The organism is Massilia sp. DJPM01 (assembly GCF_030348125.1).
Classification (GTDB): Bacteria; Pseudomonadota; Gammaproteobacteria; order Burkholderiales; family Burkholderiaceae_D; genus Telluria_A; species Telluria_A frigida.
On the sequence record NZ_JAQOZV010000033.1, the window covers coordinates 34295 to 55256 of the forward strand.

Here is a 20962-nt window from a genome sequence, read left to right on the forward strand (position 1 = left end):
GTGGTGTAGTGAGCATAGCAAACCAGCCAAACAAATGGAATCGATGACGGAGAAACCCGTGTTGACCCTGCCCGCCCCGCTTGCCCTGCGCGCCATCGGCGAACCCGACCACGCTTTCCTGTCGGCCCTGTACGCCGGCACGCGCGACGACCTGGCCTTGATGGCGGCCGAACCCGCCTTTGTGGCCCAGCTCATCGCGATGCAGCAACACGTGCAAAGCCAGGGCTTTCGCCATGCTTTCCCGCAGGCCGAGCATGCCATCGTGGAATGCGGCGGCCAGCCGCTCGGACGCCTGGTGACCGACACCGACCGCGAGCGCGTGCACCTGGTCGACCTGGCGCTGCTGCCGGCCGCCCGCGCGCGCGGCCACGGCAGCGCCGTGCTGCGCGCACTGCAAGCCTGGGCGGCGGGCCAGGGCTTGCCGCTACGCCTGAGCGTCAGCCACGCCAACGCGGCCGCCGCGCGCCTGTATGCGCGGCTCGGCTTTTGCATCGTCGCCAGCGACGCGCTGCAGCAGCGCATGCAGTGGCAGGCGGAGGCGCCATGACGCCGAGCACCCACCTGCGCCTGCCCTTGCGCTTCGACACGGCACGCATGCAGGCCGAACTCGACGCCATCGGCGCCGACGCGTGGATCGCCCACTTCAACACCGGCGCCTACGACAACGGCTGGTCGTGCGTGCCCCTGCGCTCGGCCGGCGGCAACGCGCGCCACATCATGCCGGTCGATGGCGAACCCTACCGCGACACCGCCATCCTGCAGCGCTGCCCCCGCCTGCGCCAGGTCATCGACAGTTTCGCCTGCGACAAGCTGTCGGTGCGGCTGATGGCGCTCGCCCCCGGCGCCATGATCCGGGAACACCGCGACCCCGGCACCGCCCTGCAGGACGGCCTGACCCGCCTGCACGTGCCGATCCAGACCTCGCCCGAGGTCTTGTTTACCATCGATGGCGAAAGCGTGCACTTCAGCGCCGGCCACGCCTGGTACCTGGACGCCAGCTGCCGCCATGCCGTGCATAACGCCAGCGCCCTGCCGCGCGTGCATCTGATGATCGATTGCGTCAGCAACGACTGGCTGGCGCAGCTGTTCAAGGAGGCCGGCTTCATCCCCAGGGCGGCCCCATCGCTGAGCCGCAACAATGCCTTGAGCGCGCGCGAACGCCTGCTGCTGCGGGCCGAGGCCGTCGCCTGGCACGCCGGCATGCCGATGCGGCACTGGTTCCCCGTCACCATCGCCGGCACCCCGCCGCAACTGGCCTGGCGCCACGCGGCCGGCCAGCGTTTTACCGATCCCTTCTTCGACAACACGCTGGCCCGACAAGTTCCCCAGCAGCGCCAGCGTTGCGACACGCCGGCGGCGGCGCTCGGCGCGGTCGGCCCGACGCTGGCGCCGGACGCCTTCATCTTTCACGTCTCGCGTTGCGGCTCGACCTTGCTGACCCAGTTGCTGGCCGCGCTGCCGCAGTGCGTGGTCATGTCCGAACCGCCCGTCATCGATGCGCTGCTGCGCCGCCACCATGACGAAGCGGCCGCCGCGCACGACACGGCGGCCCTGCTGCGCCAGGTGGTGCTGGCCCTGGGCCAGCACCGTTTTGCCGGCGAAGCGCATTTTTTCGTCAAGCTCGACTGCTGGCATATCCACAGCCTGGCGCTGGTCCGGCTCGCCTTTCCGGACACGCCCTGCCTGTTCCTGTACCGCGAACCGGGCGCCGTGCTGGCCTCGCACCGGCGCCAGCGCGGACCGCAAATGGTGCCCGGCCTGCTGCACCCGGCCCTGCTGCCGCCGGCGCCAGCTTCCCTGGCGCCGGGCGACCTGGACGGCTACGCAGCACAGGTGTTGGCGGGCTTTTTCGAGGCCGCCGCCGCCGCCGTGCAGGCCGGCGCCCTGGAATTGCTCAACTACGCCGACCTGCCGGCGCTGGTGGCGGACACCTTGCTGGCGCGCTTCGGCATCGCCTGCACGGCGCAACAGGGCGAACAGCTGCGGCAACGTGCCGGTTTCCATTCGAAACATGCGGGCGCGCCCTTCGGCGGCGACCCGGCCGGCGCCGCTGCGGCCGATGACCAGCTTTCCCGCCTGTATCAGATATTGGAAATGCATCGCCGGCGCACGGCGTCCAATCTGCAGTGTAGCTTTTCAGTAAAAAATGTCCATTTAGGCAACAAAACCATGTAAATAGCTAGGTGGATTTGCGACTTCTCAGGATAATTATCTTTAACAAAACGTTTCACCCCCCTGATTCAAGGGGCAGCACCACGTCCCCCCGCGTCGCATCAGGTTCCCCAAAGACGCAGGATCACGGGCCAGTCAGCCCCGTACCACGATCGATAAGAAGTCAACAGCCGATGCCGCGGCCATGCCGCAACGCGCGCATTCTGGCTTGATTCCCAATGAAAGAGGAAAAATGAGCAAATATGCCCTGCCAACATCCTTAGCTGCGCCCACATGGTGGCGTCTGTTTTTAATGGCATGCATATGCGCCAACCTGCTGTTTCCCGCGCCGTCCTGGGCGTCGGACGCACTGGCATCGGGCGGCGCCAGGCAAATCCTGTTTGTCGAAGATAATATCGCCGATTATCGCCAACTGGCCGCCGCCGATATGGACGTCATCGTGCTCGACGGCCGCCAGGATGGCTTGCGCCAGATCGCCCAAGCGCTCGACAGCCGGCGCGACATCGGCGCCCTGCACCTGGTTTCCCACGGCAGACCGGCCGCATTGCAGCTCGGTTCGCTGCAGCTCGGGCGCCTGCAGTTACACGAACGCAGCGCCGACCTGGACCGGATCCGGGCCGCCCTGCGCCCGGATGCCGACATCCTGCTGTACGGCTGTAACGTAGCCGAAGGCAAGGACGGCCAGGCCTTCATCGGCGAGCTGGCCAGCCGCACCGGCGCCCGCGTGGCCGCCTCGACCAACCTGACCGGCGACCGCGCCCAGGGCGGCGACTGGCTGCTGGAAAGCCGTACCGCGCCCCTGCGCAGCGCGGCGCTGGCCTTCCCCGGCTACCGCCACGTGCTGCCCTCGGTCGCCGGGACCATGCAAATCCCCTTCGGCCAGGCCGATACCGCGTTCTCGAGTGCCTCCATCGTCGATGGCCAGGCCGGTACCGGATCGACGAATATCCCCAACGTCGTCTACGAATTCTATTTCGCCGACACCGGCAATACCGGCGTCGGCCAGGTCAGGAATCTCGACCTGACCGGCGGCACCGGCTCCATGTTTTTGTTCTACAACGCCGGCCAATACGGCGCGGTCGGCTCCCTGATCGTCAAAGCGCAGTCGGACCGCTCCTTCGGCCTGTCGAGCTTCCGCATCCAGGATGCGCAAGCCATCGCCTCCACCTACACCCTCACCGGTTACCGCAACGGCGTGCTGACCGTGGCGGGCTGGACCTTCAACGTGGGCGGCAGCACCAACCCGGTCACGATCTTGCCCCCGGCGCAATTTACCAACGTCGACGAATTGCGCATCACCAGCAATGGCGGCACCGGCGGGGTCGGCGCCAAGCTGTACCAGGAGGGCTTCAACAGCTTCGTGTTTACCGAACCGACCGCCAACGCCAGCCTGACCGCGCTGAGCACCACGGCGGCGGCCCTGTCGCCGGTATTCGCCTCGACCACCACCACCTATAATATGTCGGTCGGCAATGCGACCGCCAGCACCACCGTCACGCCCACGGTCGATACCCCGGGCACCACCGTCACCGTCAACGGTGCCACCGTCGCCAGCGGTGCCGCTTCCGGCAGCATCGCCCTGAACGTGGGCGCCAACGCCATCACCACCATCGTCACGGCGCTCGACGGCAGCACTACCGCGACCTATACCATCAACATCACGCGCGCCGCGCCGCCGTCCAGCGACGCCAACCTGAGCAACCTGGTCTTGTCGACCGGCACCCTGACTCCCGTCTTTGCAGCCGGCACCACCAGCTACACCGCCGGCGTGCCGTTCACCACCACCTCGATGACCGTGACCCCGACCAGGTCCGACGCCGGCGCCACCATCACCGTCAATGGCGTGACGGTGATCAGCGGCAGCGCCTCGGGCGCGCTCGCCCTGAACGTGGGCGCCAACACCATCACCACCATCGTCACCGCTGCGGATAGCTCCACCAAGACCTACACCACCACCGTCACGCGCGCGGCGGCGTCCGGCGACAACCAGCTCAGCGCGCTGAGCCTGTCGAGCGGCACCCTGGCGCCGGTGTTCGCTTCCGGCACCACCAGCTACACGGCCAGCGTCGGCAACGCCACCACCTCGCTGACCGTCACCCCGACGGTGGCCGACGCCACCGCCAGTATCACCGTCAACGGCGTGGCCACTACCAGCGGCAACGCCTCGGGCGCGATCGCCCTGGCCATTGGCAGCAACACCATCACCGTCACCGTCACCGCGCAAAACGGCACGCCTCTCAGCTACACCATCACCGCCACCCGCGCCGCTTCGGCCAATGCCGACCTGTCCGCGCTGTCACTCTCGAGCGGCACCCTGAGCCCGGCATTTGCGTCCGCCACCACCAGCTACACGGCCAGCGTCGGCAACGCCACCACCTCGCTGACGCTCACCCCGACAGTGCAGGATGCCAACGCCAGCGTCACGGTCAACGGCGTGGCCACCACCAGCGGCAACGCCTCGGGCGCCATCGCCCTGGCCGTCGGCGCCAACACCATCACCACCATCGTCACGGCGCAGGATGGCAGCACCACCAAGACCTACACGGTGACGGTGACCCGCGCCGCGTCCAGCAACAACGATTTGTCCGCGCTGAGCCTGTCCAGCGGGACCCTGAGTCCAGCCTTCAATCCCGCCGCCACCAGCTATGCCGCCTCGATCAGTGCCGGTGTAAGCAGCATCACCGTCACCCCCACCGTGGCCGACGCCACCGCCAGCGTCACCGTCAATGGCGTGGCGGTGACCAGCGGCGCCGCCTCGGGCGCCATTGCGATGAATCCGGGCAATAACACGGTCACGGTGGTCGTCACCGCCCAGAACAGCGCGACCAAGAGCTATACCGTGACCATCACGCGCGCCCTGCCCTCGACCAATGCCGACCTGTCGGCGCTGTCGCTCTCGAGCGGCACCCTGAGTCCGGCCTTCGCCTCCGCCACCACCGGCTACACGGCCAGCGTCGCCAACGCCACCAGCTCGCTGACGGTCACCCCGACGGTGCAGGATGCCACCGCCAGCGTCACCGTCAACGGCGTGGCCACCACCAGCGGCAACGCCTCGGGCGCCATTGCCCTGGCGGTCGGCGCCAATACCATCACCACCATCGTCACGGCGCAGGATGGCAGCAGCACCAAGACCTACACCGTCACGGTCACGCGCGCCGGCTCCGGCGACGCCAATCTGTCGGCGCTGGTCCTGTCGGGTGGCAGCCTGAGCCCGGCGTTCGCGCCGTCCACCACCAGCTACACGATGGCGATTGCGGCGGCGACCAGCAGCATCACGGTCACCCCGACCGTGAATGAAGCGAACGCCACGGTCACAGTGAACGGCGTGGCGGTGGCCAGCGGCAATGCGTCCGCCCCGATTGCCATGAACACCGGCAGCAATACCGTCACGGTCGTGGTCACGGCGCAAAACAGCAGCACCAAGACCTACACCGTCACCGTGACGCGCGCGATCTCGACCAACAACGAGCTGGCCGCGCTGGCGCTGTCGAACGGCACCCTGAACCCGGTCTTCAGCCCGGCCCAGCAAAGCTACAGCGCCACCGTGCCCAATGCCACGGCCTCGATCACGGTCACCCCGACCGTGGCCGACAGCAGTGCCGCCGTCACCGTCAATGGCGTCGCGGTCACCAGCGGCGCGGCCTCGGGTGCGATTGCCCTGAACACCGGCGCCAACCTGATCACCGTGGTCGTGACGGCGCAGGATGGCTCGCCGCGCAGCTACCTCATCACCGTCACGCGCAATGCCTCCTCCAACGCCGACCTGGCGGCGCTGACCATTTCCGCCGGTACCCTGAACCCGGTGTTTTCCGGCGCCACCACCAGCTACACGGCCACGGTGCCCAACAGCACCACCTCGCTGACGGTCACGCCGACCGCCACCTCCGCCATCATCATGGTCAATGGCGTGGCCACCGCCAGCGGCAGCGCCTCGGCGCCGCTGGCCCTGAACGTCGGCAACAACGTCATCACCATCGTGGTCACCGCGCAAGATGGCGTCACCACCAACACCTACACCGTCAACCTGACGCGCGCCGTCTCGCCGGTGGCGGAATTGAGCGGCCTGGCCGTCTCGAACGCGGTCCTCACGCCCGCCTTCAGCCCGGCCACCCTGGCCTACGGCGCCAGCGTCGGCAACGCCGTCACGGCGGTCACCGTCACGCCAAGCGCGGCGGCCGGCAGCATCACCGTCAACGGCCTGGCCACGGCCAGCGGCAACGCCTCGGCCCCGATCGTCCTCGCGGTCGGCGCCAACGCCGTCAGCGTGGTGGTCACCGCGCCGGATGGCTTGAGCAGCAAGACCTACAGCATCACCGTCAACCGCGCCGGTGCCGGCAATGCCGACCTGGCGGCCCTGGCCGCGCCGGGCCTGACGTTCACGCCGGCCTTCGCGCCGGGCATCACCAGCTACAGCCTGGCCGTGCCGAATGCCAGCGCCAGCATCGCCCTGATCCCGACTGCGGCCGACAGCAACGCCAGCATCGGCGTCAACGGCGTGGCCGTGGCCAGCGGCGCCAGTTCGGCCCCGATCGCCCTGGCGGTCGGTGCCAATGCCGTGCAAGTCAGCGTGACCGCCCAGAACGGCACGGTGAAAACCTACACAGTCAGCGTGACCCGTGCGGCCTCGGCCGACGCGACGCTCAGCAAGCTGGTGCTGTCCGCCGGCGAGCTCAGTCCCGCCTTCAGCGCCGCCACCCGGGCCTACACGGTGGCCGTGCCGAACGCCAGCGCATCGCTGACCATCACCCCGACCGTGCTCGATGCCAGCGCCAGCGTCAGCATCAACGGCGTGGCCGTGGCCAGCGCCAGCGCCTCGGCGCCGCTTGCCCTGGCGGTGGGCAGCAACACCATCACCATCGTCACCACCGCCCAGGATGGCAGCAAGATCAGCACCACCATCACGGTCACGCGGGCGGCGCCGCCGAGCGCCTCGCTGGCCGGCCTGGTGTACAACGATAGCAACCACGATGGCGTCAAGGATGGCAACGAGTCCGGCCTGGCCGGGGTCACCGTCAAGCTCGGCGGCACCGACCTCGATGGCGTCAAGGTCGACCTGAGCACCGTCAGCGGCGCCGATGGCCGGTTCGCCTTCGAGACCCTGAAAGGCGGCACCTACACCCTGAGCGAAGTGCAGCCATCCGGCAAGCGCGACGGCAAGGAAACCGCCGGCAACCTCGGCGGCACGGTCGACAACAGCGGCTTCGACGACAGCGCCGCGCGCAACCGGATCGCCCATATCGTGGTCGCGCCCGGCGCCGTGGGCAGCGGCTACCTGTTCGGCGAACAGAACATCGGCACCCTGCAAGGCTTCGTGTATGTCGACGCCAATGACAATGGCGTGAAAGACAATGGCGAAACCGGGCTGGCCGGCGTGCGCATCACCCTCTCCGGCAGCGCCAGCGCGGTGGCCACCAGCGGCGCCGACGGCAGCTTCGCCTTCCCCGGCATCAGCGCCGGCAGCTATGCACTGAGCCGCAATCCGGGCGACCTCGATGGCGCCCGCTACGCGGACGGACGCGAACACGCGGGCGCGGCCGGCGGCACGGTCAACGACAGCAGCTTCGGCACCCAGGCGTACCAGGTCAGCATCAGTGCCATCGGCATCGATGGCGCCGCCATCGCCTCGGGCAAGCTGGACGGCTACCTGTTCGGCCTGCGCCAACGCGGGGTGGCCGGCCTCAAGCTGCCAATCGTCAGCGGCACCATCATGCTGAGCAGCAAACCGACCCCGGGCCACAGCGGTGCCGGCTTGCTCGATGGCTGGAACGTCAACCTGTCGCAGAACGGCCAATCGATCTGCAGCGTGCTCAGCAATGGGCAGGGCCAGTACACGCTCAATAACCTGGTGTGTCCGGGCTACGAGGAACGCGGCTTGCCGACCGGCGACGGCTTCGCCCTGCAGTTCAGCAAGGCCGGCAGCACCCTGGGCGGCACGGCCGACTCGGGCGGCAACGCCGGCAGCGGCGCGTTCCGCTCGATCCGCAACCTGCGCCTCTCGGCCAGCGACGAGATCACCCAGCAAAACCTGGCGCTCGACCCGGCCGGCGTGGTGTATGACGCGCTATCGCGCCAGCCGCTGGCCGGCGCCTCGGTGTCGGTCTCCGGTCCGGCCGGGTTCGACCCGGCCACCCACCTGGCGGGCGGCGCGGCTGCCCAGAGCCAGCTGACCGGCAACGACGGCGCCTACCAGTATCTGCTGCAAAACGGCTTCCCGAGCGGCACCTACACCCTGACGGTGACCAGGGCGCCGGCCGGCTACAGCACCGAGTCGGCCCTGTTGCCGGCCTGCGCCGGGACCCTGGACGTGGGCGCCTCACCGAATCCGGCCTTTGTCCAGTCCAGCGACGCGGCACCGGGCGCCAGCGTGGCACGCCACGATGCGGCGGCCTGTAGCGGCCTGGTACAGGGCGGCGCGGCCAGCACCCAGTACTACCTCAAGCTGCAGATCAGCAACGGCGTCTCGGCACCGATCCTGAACAACCACATCCCGCTCGACGCAGCGGTGGCGGCGGGCCTGTCGCTGAGCAAGAGCGGCGACCGCCAGACGGCCGAACTGGGCGACACGGTGCGCTACACCATCGTGCTGCGCCAGGGCGCCGGCTCGGTGATCCGCCAGGCCAGCGTGCGCGACGTGCTGCCGGCGGGCTTTCGCTTCATTCCTGGCAGCGTCACGCTCAACGGCGTACGCGCCGCCGATCCGGTGCAGTCGGCCGGCGCGCTGCTCGGCTTCAAGCTGGGCGCCGCCGCCGGCGGGCGCGAACTGGTGCTGGTCTACCGCGTGCGGGTCGGCGTGGGCAGCATGCAGGGCGATGGCGTCAACCGCGCCCGCGCCTATGCCTGCAACAGCGCCGACGGCTGCCTCGATGCGGCCCTGACGGCACGCGCCGGCAGCGTCGCCTCGAACGAAGCGAGCTTCAAGGTCAAGGTCAGCGGCGGCGTGTTCACCAATGACGCCTGCGTGGCCGGCAAGGTATTCGCCGACTGCAACCGCAACGGCATCCAGGACGCCGGCGAAGCGGGCATCCCGGCGCTGCGCCTGTATCTGGAAGACGGCACCAATATCACCACCGACGCCGACGGCAAGTACAGCTACTGCGGCCTGTCGCCGACCTCGCACGTGATCAAGGTCGATCCGCTCACCCTGCCCTCTGGCAGCGTGCTGGGCGAAACCAGCAACCGCAACCTGGGCGATCCCGACAGCCTGCTGCTGGACGTCAGGAACGGCGAGCTGATTCGCGCCGACTTCGCCGAAACCTCGTGCGCGGCGCCCGTCCTGGAGCGCATCAAGCGACCGGGGTCGCCACCGTCGGGGCTAGCGCCGCCAGCGGCCGGCAGTCCCGGCATCACATTCTCGAGTAAGGTAAAAAGCAAGGTGAACAATGCGACGAAACAAGGGGAACACCATGCGCACTAAGCTCCTGCGTCCCCTGCCCGCGCATGCGCGCACCCGCCTGCTGATGGGCGCCCTGGCCATTGCCGCCGCCTATCCGCTGCAGGCGCAAACGCTGGCCCGGCCGGCCGGACCCGGCCAGGTCAGCTTGCGCAGCGACCCGGCCTTGGTTGACATCGTGGTCGAGACCGACGCCAACCTGCTGCCCGGCGACGGGCGCTCGCGCGTCAACGTCACGGTGCGCCTGCTCGACGCCGCCGGCCAGCCGCTGCGCGGCAGCACCTGGATCAGCGCCGACAGCGATGGCGGACGCATCGTCGACCCGAGCGTGGCCGCGGCCATGCGCCTGGGCCGCCCGCTCGACCGCCTGCTGCGCGGCACCCGCATCAAGGTCGACGACGGGGTGGCGCGCTTCACCCTGATCGCCCCGCCGCACGCCCAGGACGTCACCCTGTCGGTGGCCAGCGGCGCGCTGCAAGCGAAGGGCCAGCTGACCTTCGTAACCGAACGCCGTCCCCTGTTCGCGGCCGGCGTGGCCGAGGGCGTGATCGGGCGGCGCCAGGGCTCGTCCACGGGTCCGGAGCGCTTCAACGATGGCTTCGAGCAGTCGCTGCGCCACTGGAGCCGCCAGTTCAACGGCGGCAAGGATGACGTGGCGGCGCGCCTGGCGTTCTTCGCCAAGGGCGATATCGGCGGCGGGCGCGCGCTGACGGCCGCCTACGACTCCGACAAGGCCGCCAACAGCCGCCTGCTGCGCGACCTCGATCCGAACCGCTTCTATCCGGTCTATGGCGACGACTCGGTGAGCGCCTTCGACGCCCGTTCCAGCGAGCGCCTGTACCTGCGCATGGACCAGGACAAGAGCTACCTGCTGTACGGCGATTTCGTGACCGGCACCGGCCTGGGCCAGTTCGCCGGCACCGCCGGCGGCGGCGACAGCGTGCTGCACAAGCTGGGCCAGTACAACCGCAGCGCCACCGGCCTGCGCGGCCACTACGAGCAAGGCAATGTCAGCGCCAATGCCTTCGCCGTGCATGACAGCCTGCGCCAGGTGATCGAGGAGTACCAGGCCAACGGCACCTCCGGCCCGTTCGCGGTGCGCAGCAACAGCGCGATCCAGAATTCGGACAAGGTCGAACTGCTGGTGCGCGACAAGAACCAGGCCAACCTGGTCAAGCAGGTGATCCCGCTGCAGCGCTACGTGGACTACAGCTTCGAGCCGTTCAGCGGGCGCATCCTGTTCAACCAGGCCATCGCCACCCTCACCCCGGACGGCGACCCGCAATCGGTGCGCATCACCTACGAGGTCGACCAGGGCGGCGACAAATTCTGGGTGGCCGGGGCCGACGCCAGCGTCGCCCTGGGCGAGCGCGTCAAGCTGGGCGCGGCGATTGTCGAGGACCGCAATCCCGACGCGCCCTACCAGCTGCAAAGCGTGGCCGGGCAAGTCGCCTTCGGCGCGCACACCGAGCTGGTGGCCGAAGTGGCGCGCAGCAGTTCGACCACCTACACGGTCGGCCAGACGGTATCGGTCACGCCGACGCGCCAGGCCGGCGAACAGATGGCCGAGCATGACGGCAGCGCCGGGCGCATCGAACTGCGCCACACGGGCGAGCAGGTCGACGCGCGCGCCTGGTGGCAGCAGGCCGGGCGCCACTTCAACAATACCGCCGCCGGCCTGGCGGCCGGACAGCGCGACGCCGGCGCCAGCGCCAAATGGCGCATGAACGGGCGCACCCGCGTCTATGCGGAAGCGGTGCGCAGCGAGAGCGACAGCGGCACCAGCTTCGGCGACGCCTCGCGCGAAGGGCAGCGCGCCGGGGTGCTGTATGCGCTCAGCGACCGGGTCAGCGTGGACGTCTCGCTGCGCCATGTGGAGGAAAGCGGCCAGCTCGCGCCGAACGCCTCGATCGCGCCCAACACGGCGCCGCCGGGCGGCCCGCAATATGCGGGCGGCGGCTTTTTCGGCAGCCAGGAAGCAGCCGGACTCGATACCACGACCGGCTTGCCGATGACTACCCGCAGCACCACCCGCGCGCCGTACCGCGGCGTCGAGGCGAGCACCGCGCGCATCGGCGTGCAGTTCAAGGCGAGCGACAAGCTCACCATCGGCGCCGACGCCGAGCACAGCATCGACGGCGAACAGCAGCAGCGCTTCGGCGTCGGTGTGCAGTATGCGACCGAATCGCACGGACGCCTGTATGCGCGCGCCGAAACGCAGACCGGGCTGGCCTCGTCGTACTCGATTAACCCGGCCGAGCGCAGCGCCAGCGTGGTGGCCGGGGTCGACACCTCGTACATGGCGGGTGGCACGGTGTTTAGCGAATACCGGCTGCGCGACAGCGCCGACCTGGGGTTTGCCGACGAACGCAACGCGCAACTGGCGTCGGGCGTGCGCAATACCTGGCAGCTGCGTCCGGGCGTAACGGCCAGCACCGGCATCGAATATCTGAAGGTGTTGAACGGCAGCGAACAGGAAGCGATGGCGCTCACCGGCGCGATCGACTACCGCATCGACCCACTGTGGAGCGCCTCGGCCAAGCTGGGGCTGCGCAAGCTGTTCGACCGCGCCGACGTGATGGGCGAGCAAGGCCAGGACCAGTGGCTCAGCACCTTGTCGGTGGCGCGCAAGATGGGCGACGACTGGACCGTGCTGGCGCGCAATTACCTGCTGTACCAGCGCAACCGCGACGACGCCCTCGGCGCTCCGCTCGGCAACACGCTGCAGGACCGCGCACAGCTGGGATTCGCCTGGCGTCCGCGCGAGCGCAACGACATCAATGCGCTGGCGCGCTACGAGTACAAGACGGTACGTGACCACACACGCCTCGATGGCGAGGATTACCGGGCGCATATCGTTTCCACCCACGTCGACTACCATCCGAGCCGCGCCTGGTGGATGACCTCGCGCCTGGCGGGCAAGCTCAATACCGACCGCACCCTGCCCGCCGGGCAGCAGAAGTACAACGCCTGGCTGGCCGGCGGGCGCGCGGTGCTGGACGTGGCACCGAAGTGGGATGTGGGCGTGCTGGCGTCGGTGCTGTACAGCCCGCAGGGCAAGAGCCGCCAGTATGCGTATGGCGCCGAGGTGGGCTATCAGCTGGCGCGCAATCTGTATCTGTCGGTCGGGCATAACCTGTCCGGCTTTACCGACAAGGAGCTGAGCGGCGCCGACTACACCGCGCACGGCACCTTCCTGCGGCTGCGCTTCAAGTTCGACGAGAAGACCTTCAAGACGGGCGGAATGTAAGCCGAACGCGAACGCGAACCCATGGCAATGGCGGCGAATTTTCGCCGCCATTTTTTTGCCGGCGCGGCCAGCCATACGGAGCAAGGCGCTGTGCATCCTCGCGTGCTGCTTTTCTCAACGGCGGTATAATCGCGCACACGATTGATGATCACTACAACTCCCAAAATGCAACAAGTTCGAGAGCAGTCAAGTAGCGGCAGAAACTCGGATTGAAAGGACCTCATGATGGCTCAAGCTGAAACCAACGTGCTTACTGCACACGTTCCGCTATCCTTGGCGGACAAGGTGGACGAGCTGGCCGCCCGCCTTGAGCGTTCGCAGGGATGGGTTATCAAGCAGGCGCTCAGTGATTGGGTCGATCAGGAAGAGGCGCGCAGCCGGCTGACGCGCGAGGCGATGGCTGACGTGGATGCGGGACGCGTCCATGCTCACCAAACCATCGAGGACTGGGCCGACAGCCTCGATACCGATAGTCCGCTTCCAGTGCCCATGCTTCCCTGACGCAGCTGGAATGGACCAGCAAGGCGCTCGCTGATCTGGTCCGGCGTCATGAATTCCTTGCGGTCGTGAATAAACCGGCGGCGCGCCCGGTGAAGTCCAATGAAAAAAGCCACGCGTTTGTGTGGCTTTTTTCATTGGGCCTGCGCTTGTCACATCACCCAGCCCGCCTGGAACGGCAGCCGCGTGCGCGACACCGGTTCGATCAGACATGGCGGCGAACGATCAACGCCATTTTTTATCAGCTCAGCAGCGAGCTGCGTATTCGCATCGAATCGCATCACATCACATCACATCACATCACAATCATGCCTGTTGTACCAGACAGACAACAACCGCGTTTTCGTTAAGAAACTGCGCGCAGGGCGACGGAAGTTCCGCATACTGGGTTCAAAGACCGTGCTCATCCAGCATGCCCCCACCTGAACCGGAGCAGTCAATGAACCGCACCCATCGCCTTGTATGGAATCGCCACCGCAACTGCTTCATGGTCGCGGCGGAAACAGTCAACGGCGGGGGCGGCCGCGCCGGCGGCCGGTGCGGCGGCCGGTGCGGCGTCCTGCTGGCCAGCGTATTGAGCGGCGTACTGCTGGGCGGCAGCGTGCAGGCGGCGGCCCCGCCCGCCCCCGCCCAGTTGCCCACCGGCGCGCAGGTGACGGCCGGCACGGCCCAGGTTGGCCAGGATGGCGCGGCCATGACGGTCACCCAGACCAGCGCCAGGACCGCCATCGAATGGCGCAATTTTTCCATCGGCAAGGACGCAACGCTCACCTTCGTGCAGCCCAACGCCGCTTCCGTGGCCCTGAACCGGGTCACCGGCCACGAAGGTTCGGTGATCGACGGCGCGCTCAAGGCCAACGGCCAGGTGTTCCTGCTCAATCCCAACGGCGTCCTGTTCGGCAAGGGCGCGCGGGTCGATACCGGCGCCCTGGTGGCCAGCACGCTCGGCTTGAGCGATGCGGATTTCATGGCTGGCAGGACCAGCTTCAGCGGCCAGGGCGGCGTGGTGCGCAATGCCGGCGCCATCAACGCGGCCGAGGGCGGCTATGTGGCCCTGCTCGGCGCGCAAGTGCATAACGAGGGCGTGATCGGCGCCCGCCTGGGCACGGTGGCGCTGGCCGCCGGCGACAAGATCAGCCTCAAGTTCAGCGAACAGGCGCTGGCCGGAGTGGTCGTCGACCAGGCCGCTCTGGCGGCGCTGGTGAGCAACGGCAGCGCCATCCGGGCCGACGGCGGGCTGGTGATCCTGTCCGCCAACAGCGCCGAAGGCTTGCTCAATACCGTGGTCAACAACAGCGGCGAAGTGCGCGCGCGCACCATTGCCGAGCGCGACGGGAAGATCTTCCTGCTCGGCGAGGGCGGCGCGGTCGAGGTCGGCGGCCGGCTGGACGCCAGCGCGCCCGAGGGCGGCAACGGCGGCTTCATCGAGACCTCGGGCCCGCGCCTGAACGTCGCGGCCGGCACCACGGTCGGCACCCGCGCCGCCAGCGGCAGCAACGGCACCTGGCTGATCGACCCCACCGATTTTACCGTCGACGCCGGCGCCGCCAGCCAGAGCGCGAGCGGAATGGGCGCCGCCACCCTGGAGGCGGCGCTGGCAGCCGGCAACGTGACGATCCAGACCCAGGCCGCCGGCGCCGACGCCGGCGACATCCATCTCAACGCGCCGCTGGCCTGGAACGCCAACAAGCTGACCCTGGAAGCGCACGGCAACATCAATGTCAATGCCGTGCTCGGCGCGAGCGGCAGCTCGACCCTGGACCTGAAGACCGGCTACAACTTCAATCCCGGCGCCCCCGCCTTCAATACCAGCAAAAATGTACTGGTAGGAATCGATGGCGCCGGCGTGTTCAAGGGCAGCATCGATATCGACCGCGCCGGCACCGGCATCCTGGCGATCAACAACCTCGGCTACACCCTGATCAACGCACTTGGCGCCCCCAGCAGCGTCACCAGTGTCGATCTGCAAGGTATCAACGGCAACGGCAGCGGGCGCTACGCCCTGGCCGCACCGATCGACGCCAGTACCACCAGCGCCTGGAACAGCGGCGCCGGTTTCGGGCCGCTGGCGTTCTCCGGCACCTTCGACGGCCTGGGCCACACCGTCAGCGGCCTGCATATCAACCAGCCGGCCGGCAGCTATGTCGGCCTGTTCGGCACCAACAACGGCACCGTGCGCAATCTGGCGCTGGCCAATGCCAATATTACCGCCAACCAGGGCGTGGGCGCGCTGATCGGGTTGAACATGGGCAGCGTGTACAACAGCTACGCGTCGGCCACCGTGAACGGACCGGGCGGCTATGTCGGCGGCCTGATCGGGGCGATCTTCGATGGCACGAACAACAACCTGCACCTGTCCGGCAGCGTGACCTCGGCGGGCAACAATGTAGGCGGCCTGACCGGCTACCTGGCCTACCAGATCAACCTGTCGAACAGCTCCGCCAGCAACAGCGTCACCAATTCCAGCGGCGTCTGGACCGGCGGCCTGGTCGGGCAGAACGATTACGGGCGCATCATCGACAGCCATGCCAGCGGCACCGTGATCGGCAAGGGCGACGTCGGTGGCCTGGCCGGCAATAACAATAGCGGCATGGTCAGCGGCAGCTACGCCACCGGCAGCGTGACCGGCACCACCAATGTGGGCGGGCTGGTCGGCAACAATAATAACGGCAAGGTCACGCGCAGCCATGCCAGCGGCGCCGTCGACGGCACCAGCACGGTCGGCGGCTTGATCGGCCTGAGCAGCGCAAGCGGCGGCGTCCCCACGCCGGACAATGAGATCAATACCAGCTACGCCACCGGGTCGGCCAGCGCCACCGGCGATAATGTCGGCGGACTGATCGGCAGGAACTTCGGCAACCACGTGCTCAACGCCTACGCCAGGGGCGCGGTCAACAGCAACGGCAATTATGTCGGCGGCCTGATCGGCAACAACCTGGGTACCGCCGACAAGACTTACTCGACCGGGGCGGTCACCAGCGGCGGGGTCGGGGTCGGCGGCCTGATGGGGGTGAGCATCGGCGGCGTCTCCAACAGTTTCTGGGACACCCAGACCAGCGGGCAAAACTCCAGCGGCGACGGCACCGGCCGCACCAGCGCGCAAATGAAGGACAGCGCCACCTTCACCGGCAGCAACTGGGACTTCACCTTCCACAGCGGGGTATGGGGACGCAAGGATACGCTCAACGACGGCTATCCGGTGCTGCGCACCTTCGGCTATGTCGATGCGATCCAGATCACCCTGACCGACCCGGCCCTGAGCAAGACCTATGGCGCGGCCAATCCGGCGCTGGGCGCGGGCGCCTGGAGCGTGAGCGGCTGCGACGACAACCTCGCCTGCATCGGCGCGCTGAACTGGGGCGCGGCCGTGGGCCCGAGCAGCGCGGTCGGCAGTTACAGCTATACCGACGCCAACACGCTGGTGCCGACCCTGGGCGCCGGCTACGGCAAGCTGAGCGACTACGAGATCACCATCGCGCCGGGTGCGCTGACGGTCATCCCGGCCATGCTCAGCGTGAGCGGCGCCAGCGCTGCCGGCAAGGTGTACGACCAGACGACGGCGGCCAGCGTCAATCCGGGCACCCTGGTCGGGCTGGTCAACGGCGAAACCCTGGCGCTCTCCGCCAGCGGCGTTTTCGACAGCCCCAACGCCGGCGCGCGGACCGTCCAGGCCACGCTGGTGCTCGGCACCGGCAGCGGACCGAACGCTGGACAGCTCAGCAATTACCAGTTTATTACGCCAACCGCGCTGAGCCTGGCGGCGACCATCAGCCCGCGCCCGGTGAGCATCAGCAGCGCCGGTTCCCGGCCCTACGATGGCAGCGCCAGCGTGGACGCCAGCCTGCTCCAGGTCGGCAATGTGCTGAGCGGCGACAGCGTGACCCTGAGCGGCAGCGGCGTGCTGGCCTCGGCCAATGCCGGCAGCCAGCCGCTGATCGGTTTTTCCGGCCTGGCCCTAAGTAACAGCAACTATGCGCTGACGGGAGCCGCGCCCTCCGGCACGGTCCTGATCACCCCGCGGCCGGTCAGCCTGCATGCCATCGAAGGCGCCACCCGTCCCTACGACGGTACCGCCACGGCCGGACCGGGCCTGCTGGCGCTCAGCGGGGTGCTAGGCGACGACAGCGCCGCCCTGAGCGGCGCCGCGCAGCTGGCGGGCAAGGATGCGGGCGAGCGCGCCATTACCGGCCTGGGCACGCTCAGCCTGGCCAACCTGAACTACAGCCTCGACGGCGCCATCCCGGCCGGCAGCGTGCGCGTGACGGCCCTGCCGGTGGCCCTGAGCGTGCGCCCGCAGGCAAGCCGCCCCTACGACGGCAGCCTGGTGGCCGACGCCAGCCTGCTACAGATGAGCAACGCCCTGCCCGGCGAACAGCTCAGCCTGAGCGGCAAGGCGATCCTGGCGGGCAAGGACGCCGGTAGCCAGGCCGTCACCGGGCTGGGCGATCTGTCGGTAAAAAACAGTAACTACATCCTGAGCGGCGCGCTCCCGAGCGGCACCGTGCGGGTGACCCCGCTGGCGCTACAGGTGGCGCCGCTGCCGGGAGCGAGCAAGCGCTACGACGGCAACGCCAGCGCGCCCGCCAGCCTGATGACGGTGAACGGCCTGCTGGCCGGCGAATCGGCCATCCTCGGCGGCAGCGCGCGCCTGGCCGGCAAGGATGCCGGCAACCAGGCCATTCTCGACTGGTCCGGCCTGACCCTCAACAATGGCAACTACCGGGTCGCGTCGACCAGCGGCGGCAGCGTGGCGATCACGCCCCGTCCGCTCAGCCTGGAACTGGCCGCCAACGCCAGCCGCGTCTACGACGGCAGCAGCGCGCTCGACCCCGCCCTGTTGCGCCTGGACGGCGCGCTGGAAGGCGAGCAGGTCAGCCTGCGCGGCCAGCTCAGCCTGGCCGGCAAGGATGTCGGCCAGCACGCCGTGGCCGGGCTGGCCGGACTGGCGCTCGACAATCCCAACTACGTGCTGGCCGGCGTTCCGGGCGGCACGGTCGGCATCACCGCGCGCACCCTGGAGGTGAGCCCGGTCGCTGGTGCCAGCCGCGTCTACGACGGCAGCAGCGTGCTGGCGCCGAACCTGCTGCAACTGCAAGGCGTGCTGGCCGGCGACACGGCCGGCCTGGGCGGCAGCGCCCAGCTGGCCGGCAAGGATGCCGGCACCCAGGCGGTGGCCAGCCTGGCCGGCCTGACCCTCAGCAACAGCAACTACACCCTGGCCGGCAGCGCGCCGCGCGGCAGCGTGGCCGTCAGCGCGCGCCCGCTCGCCATCGTCGCGCCGGACGGCACGCGCCGTCTGTTCGACGGCGGCGCGCGCGCCAGCGCCGACCTGCTGCGCCTGGATGGCGTGCTGGCCGGCGACAGCGTGGCCCTGGGCGGCAGCGCCGGCTTGTCGGGCATCGTCGGGCGCACCACCATCACCGGCCTGGATGGCCTGACCCTGTCGAACGGCAACTACACTCTGGCCGGCGCCAGCACCGGCGGCACGGTCCAGATCAGCCAGATCGACAATATTGCCGATGCTCAGCGCGTGACGGTGCCGGACCGGGCCAGCGTGCTGGCGCAATCCAATTTCCTGCGCGCCCTCGACAGCGCCCGCAGCGCGCCGCTGCTGGCCGACGCCGGCGCCAGCCTGCCCCGGCTGGGCGTACGCTTCGGCAACGGGGTGCCCCTGGTCGTCCAGTCCAGCCCGGAAGAAGGCGAAGCCAGCGACACCCTGACCCTGGAGCAGGCGCGCCGCCTGCTGCGCAGCGGCAGTGGCAGCGGCAAGGCCGGCCAGGTACGGGTGCCGGTCAGCCGCAACGGCCTGGCCGAGATCGTCGACGGCGGGGTACGCCTGCCGCCCGGCGTGGACCAGCTGCTGTTCGTCGCGAAAGCGCCCTGATGCGCTGCCGGCCCGCCCCCACCCGCGTGCGCGCCAGCGCGCCCCACCGTCACCGCGAAGGATTTTTTTCCTTGAATACACTGCCACCGTCCACCCTCTCGCTGGCCCTCGGCCTGCTCCTCGGCGCCGCCGCCGTCCACGCACAGGCCCAGCAGCCGCCGACCATCGGCGACGCCGTGCGCCAGGCGCAGCCGCTGCCGCCACCGCTGGCGCGGCCAGCCCCACCCCTGCCCGTCCCCGGCGGCGCCGCACCGGCCGCCCTGCAAGCCTTGCCGGGGGGCGGCCCCGCCATTGTGGTGCGCCAGTTCGCGCTGGAAGGCAACCGCGTGATCGGCAGCGCCACCCTGCTGGCCCTGCTGCTGCCGGAGCAGGGCAAGACCCTGACCCTGGCCCAGCTCGACGAACTGGCCACCCGCATCACCCGCCACTACCGCAGCCATGGCTACTTCGTGGCGCGCGCCTACATTCCCGCGCAGGAACTGAGCGGCGGCACCCTGACCATCCGCGTGGTCGAAGGCAACTACGGCCGCTTCATCCTCAACAACCGCTCGCGCGTCAACGACGCCGTGGTCCAGGGCTTGCTGGACGACATCAAGGGACGCGACATCGTTTCCCTCGACACCCTCGAACGCGCCATGCTGATCATCAACGACACCCCCGGCGCACGCGTGGTCCAGGCCGATGTGATGCCGGGCGAACAGGTCGGCACCTCCGATTTCGCGATCGCCACCGACGCCACGCCGGCCGTGGCCGGCTACGTCCTGCTGGACAACCACGGCTCGGTCTACACCGGCAAGCAGCGCCTGAGCTTCAGCGCCGAGTGGCGCTCGCCGAGCGGTCGCGGCGACCGCCTGGCCGCCAGCGGCATGGCCACCCGCCACGGCGGCTTGCTCAACGGCCAGCTCGGCTACTCGATGCTGGTCGCCAACGACGGCACCCGCGCCGAACTGGCGGTCAGCCGCACCACCTACGAGCTGGGCGACGTTTACCAGGCGCTGGACGCCACCGGCACCGCCAGCGGCGCCGAGCTCAGCCTGAACAAGCCGCTCAAGCGCACCCGCAAGGACAGCATCGATGCCGGCCTGAGCCTGGCCTACAAGGATTTGAAGGACGAGATCGGCTCGGTCGGCACCGCGGTCGGCAAGCGCCTGGCCAGCCTGACGGCCAGCGTGGCGCGCCGCGGCGAAGGGATGCTGCTCGGCGTAAACGGGCAAAGCCAATGCAGCGCCAGCCTGACCATCGGCAAGCTCGACTTCAAGGATGCGCTGGCCGAGGCACTCGACGCCGCCGGCGACGCGACCCAGGGCAGTTACGCCAAACTGAATCTGGCGGCGCTGCGCACCAGCGCGCTGCCGGCCCATTTCACGCTCAGTACCGGCATCAAGGCCCAGGCCGCGCTGGGCAATCAGAAACTGGACGGGGTTGAACGCATGAGCGTGGCGGGCGGCAGCGCGGTGGCGGCCTATCCGACGGGCGAACTGAGCGGCGACCATGCGGTGCTGCTGCGCGCCGAACTGGCGCGCGCCCTGCCGGCGCAAGTGAGCGCCAGCGTGTTCGCCGATTACGGCTGGGCCAAGTCGGTCAACGCGGCGGCCGGGATCGATGCCACGCGCAGCCTGGGCGACGTCGGCCTGGGCCTGAGCACGCTGCGCGGCGGCCTGCTGCTCAAGCTGCAATTGGCGCACCGCATCAGCGGCGCCGCCGCCCTGAGCGAACCGGTGTCGCGCACGCGGCTGCTGTTCCAGGCGGGCTGGGTGATGTGACAAAC

General features: G+C 68.9%; 8 protein-coding genes. All 8 read left to right on the forward strand.

Annotation, left to right across the window (positions count from 1 at the left end; all coding sequences use genetic code 11):
• The first annotated feature begins 43 nt into the window (after nucleotides 1-43).
• Nucleotides 44-547 carry a GNAT family N-acetyltransferase gene (locus PO883_RS20510; protein WP_289311388.1) on the forward strand — a complete coding sequence of 168 codons (504 nt, stop codon included), beginning with the start codon at nucleotides 44-46 and terminating at the stop codon, nucleotides 545-547.
• Nucleotides 544-2175, forward strand: coding sequence for an aspartyl/asparaginyl beta-hydroxylase domain-containing protein (locus tag PO883_RS20515; RefSeq protein WP_289311389.1), 1632 nt, complete (start codon nucleotides 544-546; stop codon nucleotides 2173-2175). Before PO883_RS20510 ends, PO883_RS20515 begins: the two co-directional genes overlap by 4 nt.
• Before the next feature lie 289 nt (nucleotides 2176-2464).
• Complete coding sequence (locus PO883_RS20520) at nucleotides 2465-9586, forward strand: cadherin-like beta sandwich domain-containing protein (protein WP_289311390.1); 7122 nt, start codon at nucleotides 2465-2467, stop codon at nucleotides 9584-9586.
• Nucleotides 9576-12812 carry a hypothetical protein gene (locus PO883_RS20525; protein WP_289311391.1) on the forward strand — a complete coding sequence of 1079 codons (3237 nt, stop codon included), beginning with the start codon at nucleotides 9576-9578 and terminating at the stop codon, nucleotides 12810-12812. Before PO883_RS20520 ends, PO883_RS20525 begins: the two co-directional genes overlap by 11 nt.
• A gap of 222 nt (nucleotides 12813-13034) precedes the next feature.
• A complete protein-coding gene (locus tag PO883_RS20530) occupies nucleotides 13035-13313 on the forward strand; it encodes a CopG family ribbon-helix-helix protein (protein ID WP_289311392.1) in 279 nt (92 codons plus the stop codon).
• 99 nt (nucleotides 13314-13412) lie between these two features.
• The gene (locus tag PO883_RS20535; RefSeq protein WP_289311393.1) at nucleotides 13413-13736 is read left to right on the forward strand and encodes a hypothetical protein; all 324 of its coding nucleotides are present in this window, start codon (nucleotides 13413-13415) and stop codon (nucleotides 13734-13736) included.
• Nucleotides 13737-13749: 13 nt separating this feature from the next.
• On the forward strand, nucleotides 13750-19194 hold the full coding sequence (locus PO883_RS20540) for a YDG domain-containing protein (protein ID WP_289311394.1): 5445 nt from the start codon (nucleotides 13750-13752) through the stop codon (nucleotides 19192-19194).
• A 71-nt stretch (nucleotides 19195-19265) separates the two neighbouring features.
• Nucleotides 19266-20957: a ShlB/FhaC/HecB family hemolysin secretion/activation protein gene (locus PO883_RS20545; RefSeq protein ID WP_289311395.1), complete on the forward strand. Its 1692-nt coding sequence runs from the start codon at nucleotides 19266-19268 to the stop codon at nucleotides 20955-20957.
• Nucleotides 20958-20962 lie beyond the last annotated feature (5 nt).

Excerpts from the sequence above, each read along its gene's own strand:
- PO883_RS20510 (WP_289311388.1), top strand. The coding sequence starts at position 44 with ATGACGGAGAAACCCGTGTTGACCCTGCCCGCCCCGCTTGCCCTGCGC.
- PO883_RS20515 (WP_289311389.1), top strand. The coding sequence starts at position 544 with ATGACGCCGAGCACCCACCTGCGCCTGCCCTTGCGCTTCGACACGGCA.
- PO883_RS20520 (WP_289311390.1), top strand. The coding sequence starts at position 2,465 with ATGGCATGCATATGCGCCAACCTGCTGTTTCCCGCGCCGTCCTGGGCG.
- PO883_RS20525 (WP_289311391.1), top strand. The coding sequence starts at position 9,576 with ATGCGCACTAAGCTCCTGCGTCCCCTGCCCGCGCATGCGCGCACCCGC.
- PO883_RS20530 (WP_289311392.1), top strand. The coding sequence starts at position 13,035 with ATGATGGCTCAAGCTGAAACCAACGTGCTTACTGCACACGTTCCGCTA.
- PO883_RS20535 (WP_289311393.1), top strand. The coding sequence starts at position 13,413 with ATGAAAAAAGCCACGCGTTTGTGTGGCTTTTTTCATTGGGCCTGCGCT.
- PO883_RS20540 (WP_289311394.1), top strand. The coding sequence starts at position 13,750 with ATGAACCGCACCCATCGCCTTGTATGGAATCGCCACCGCAACTGCTTC.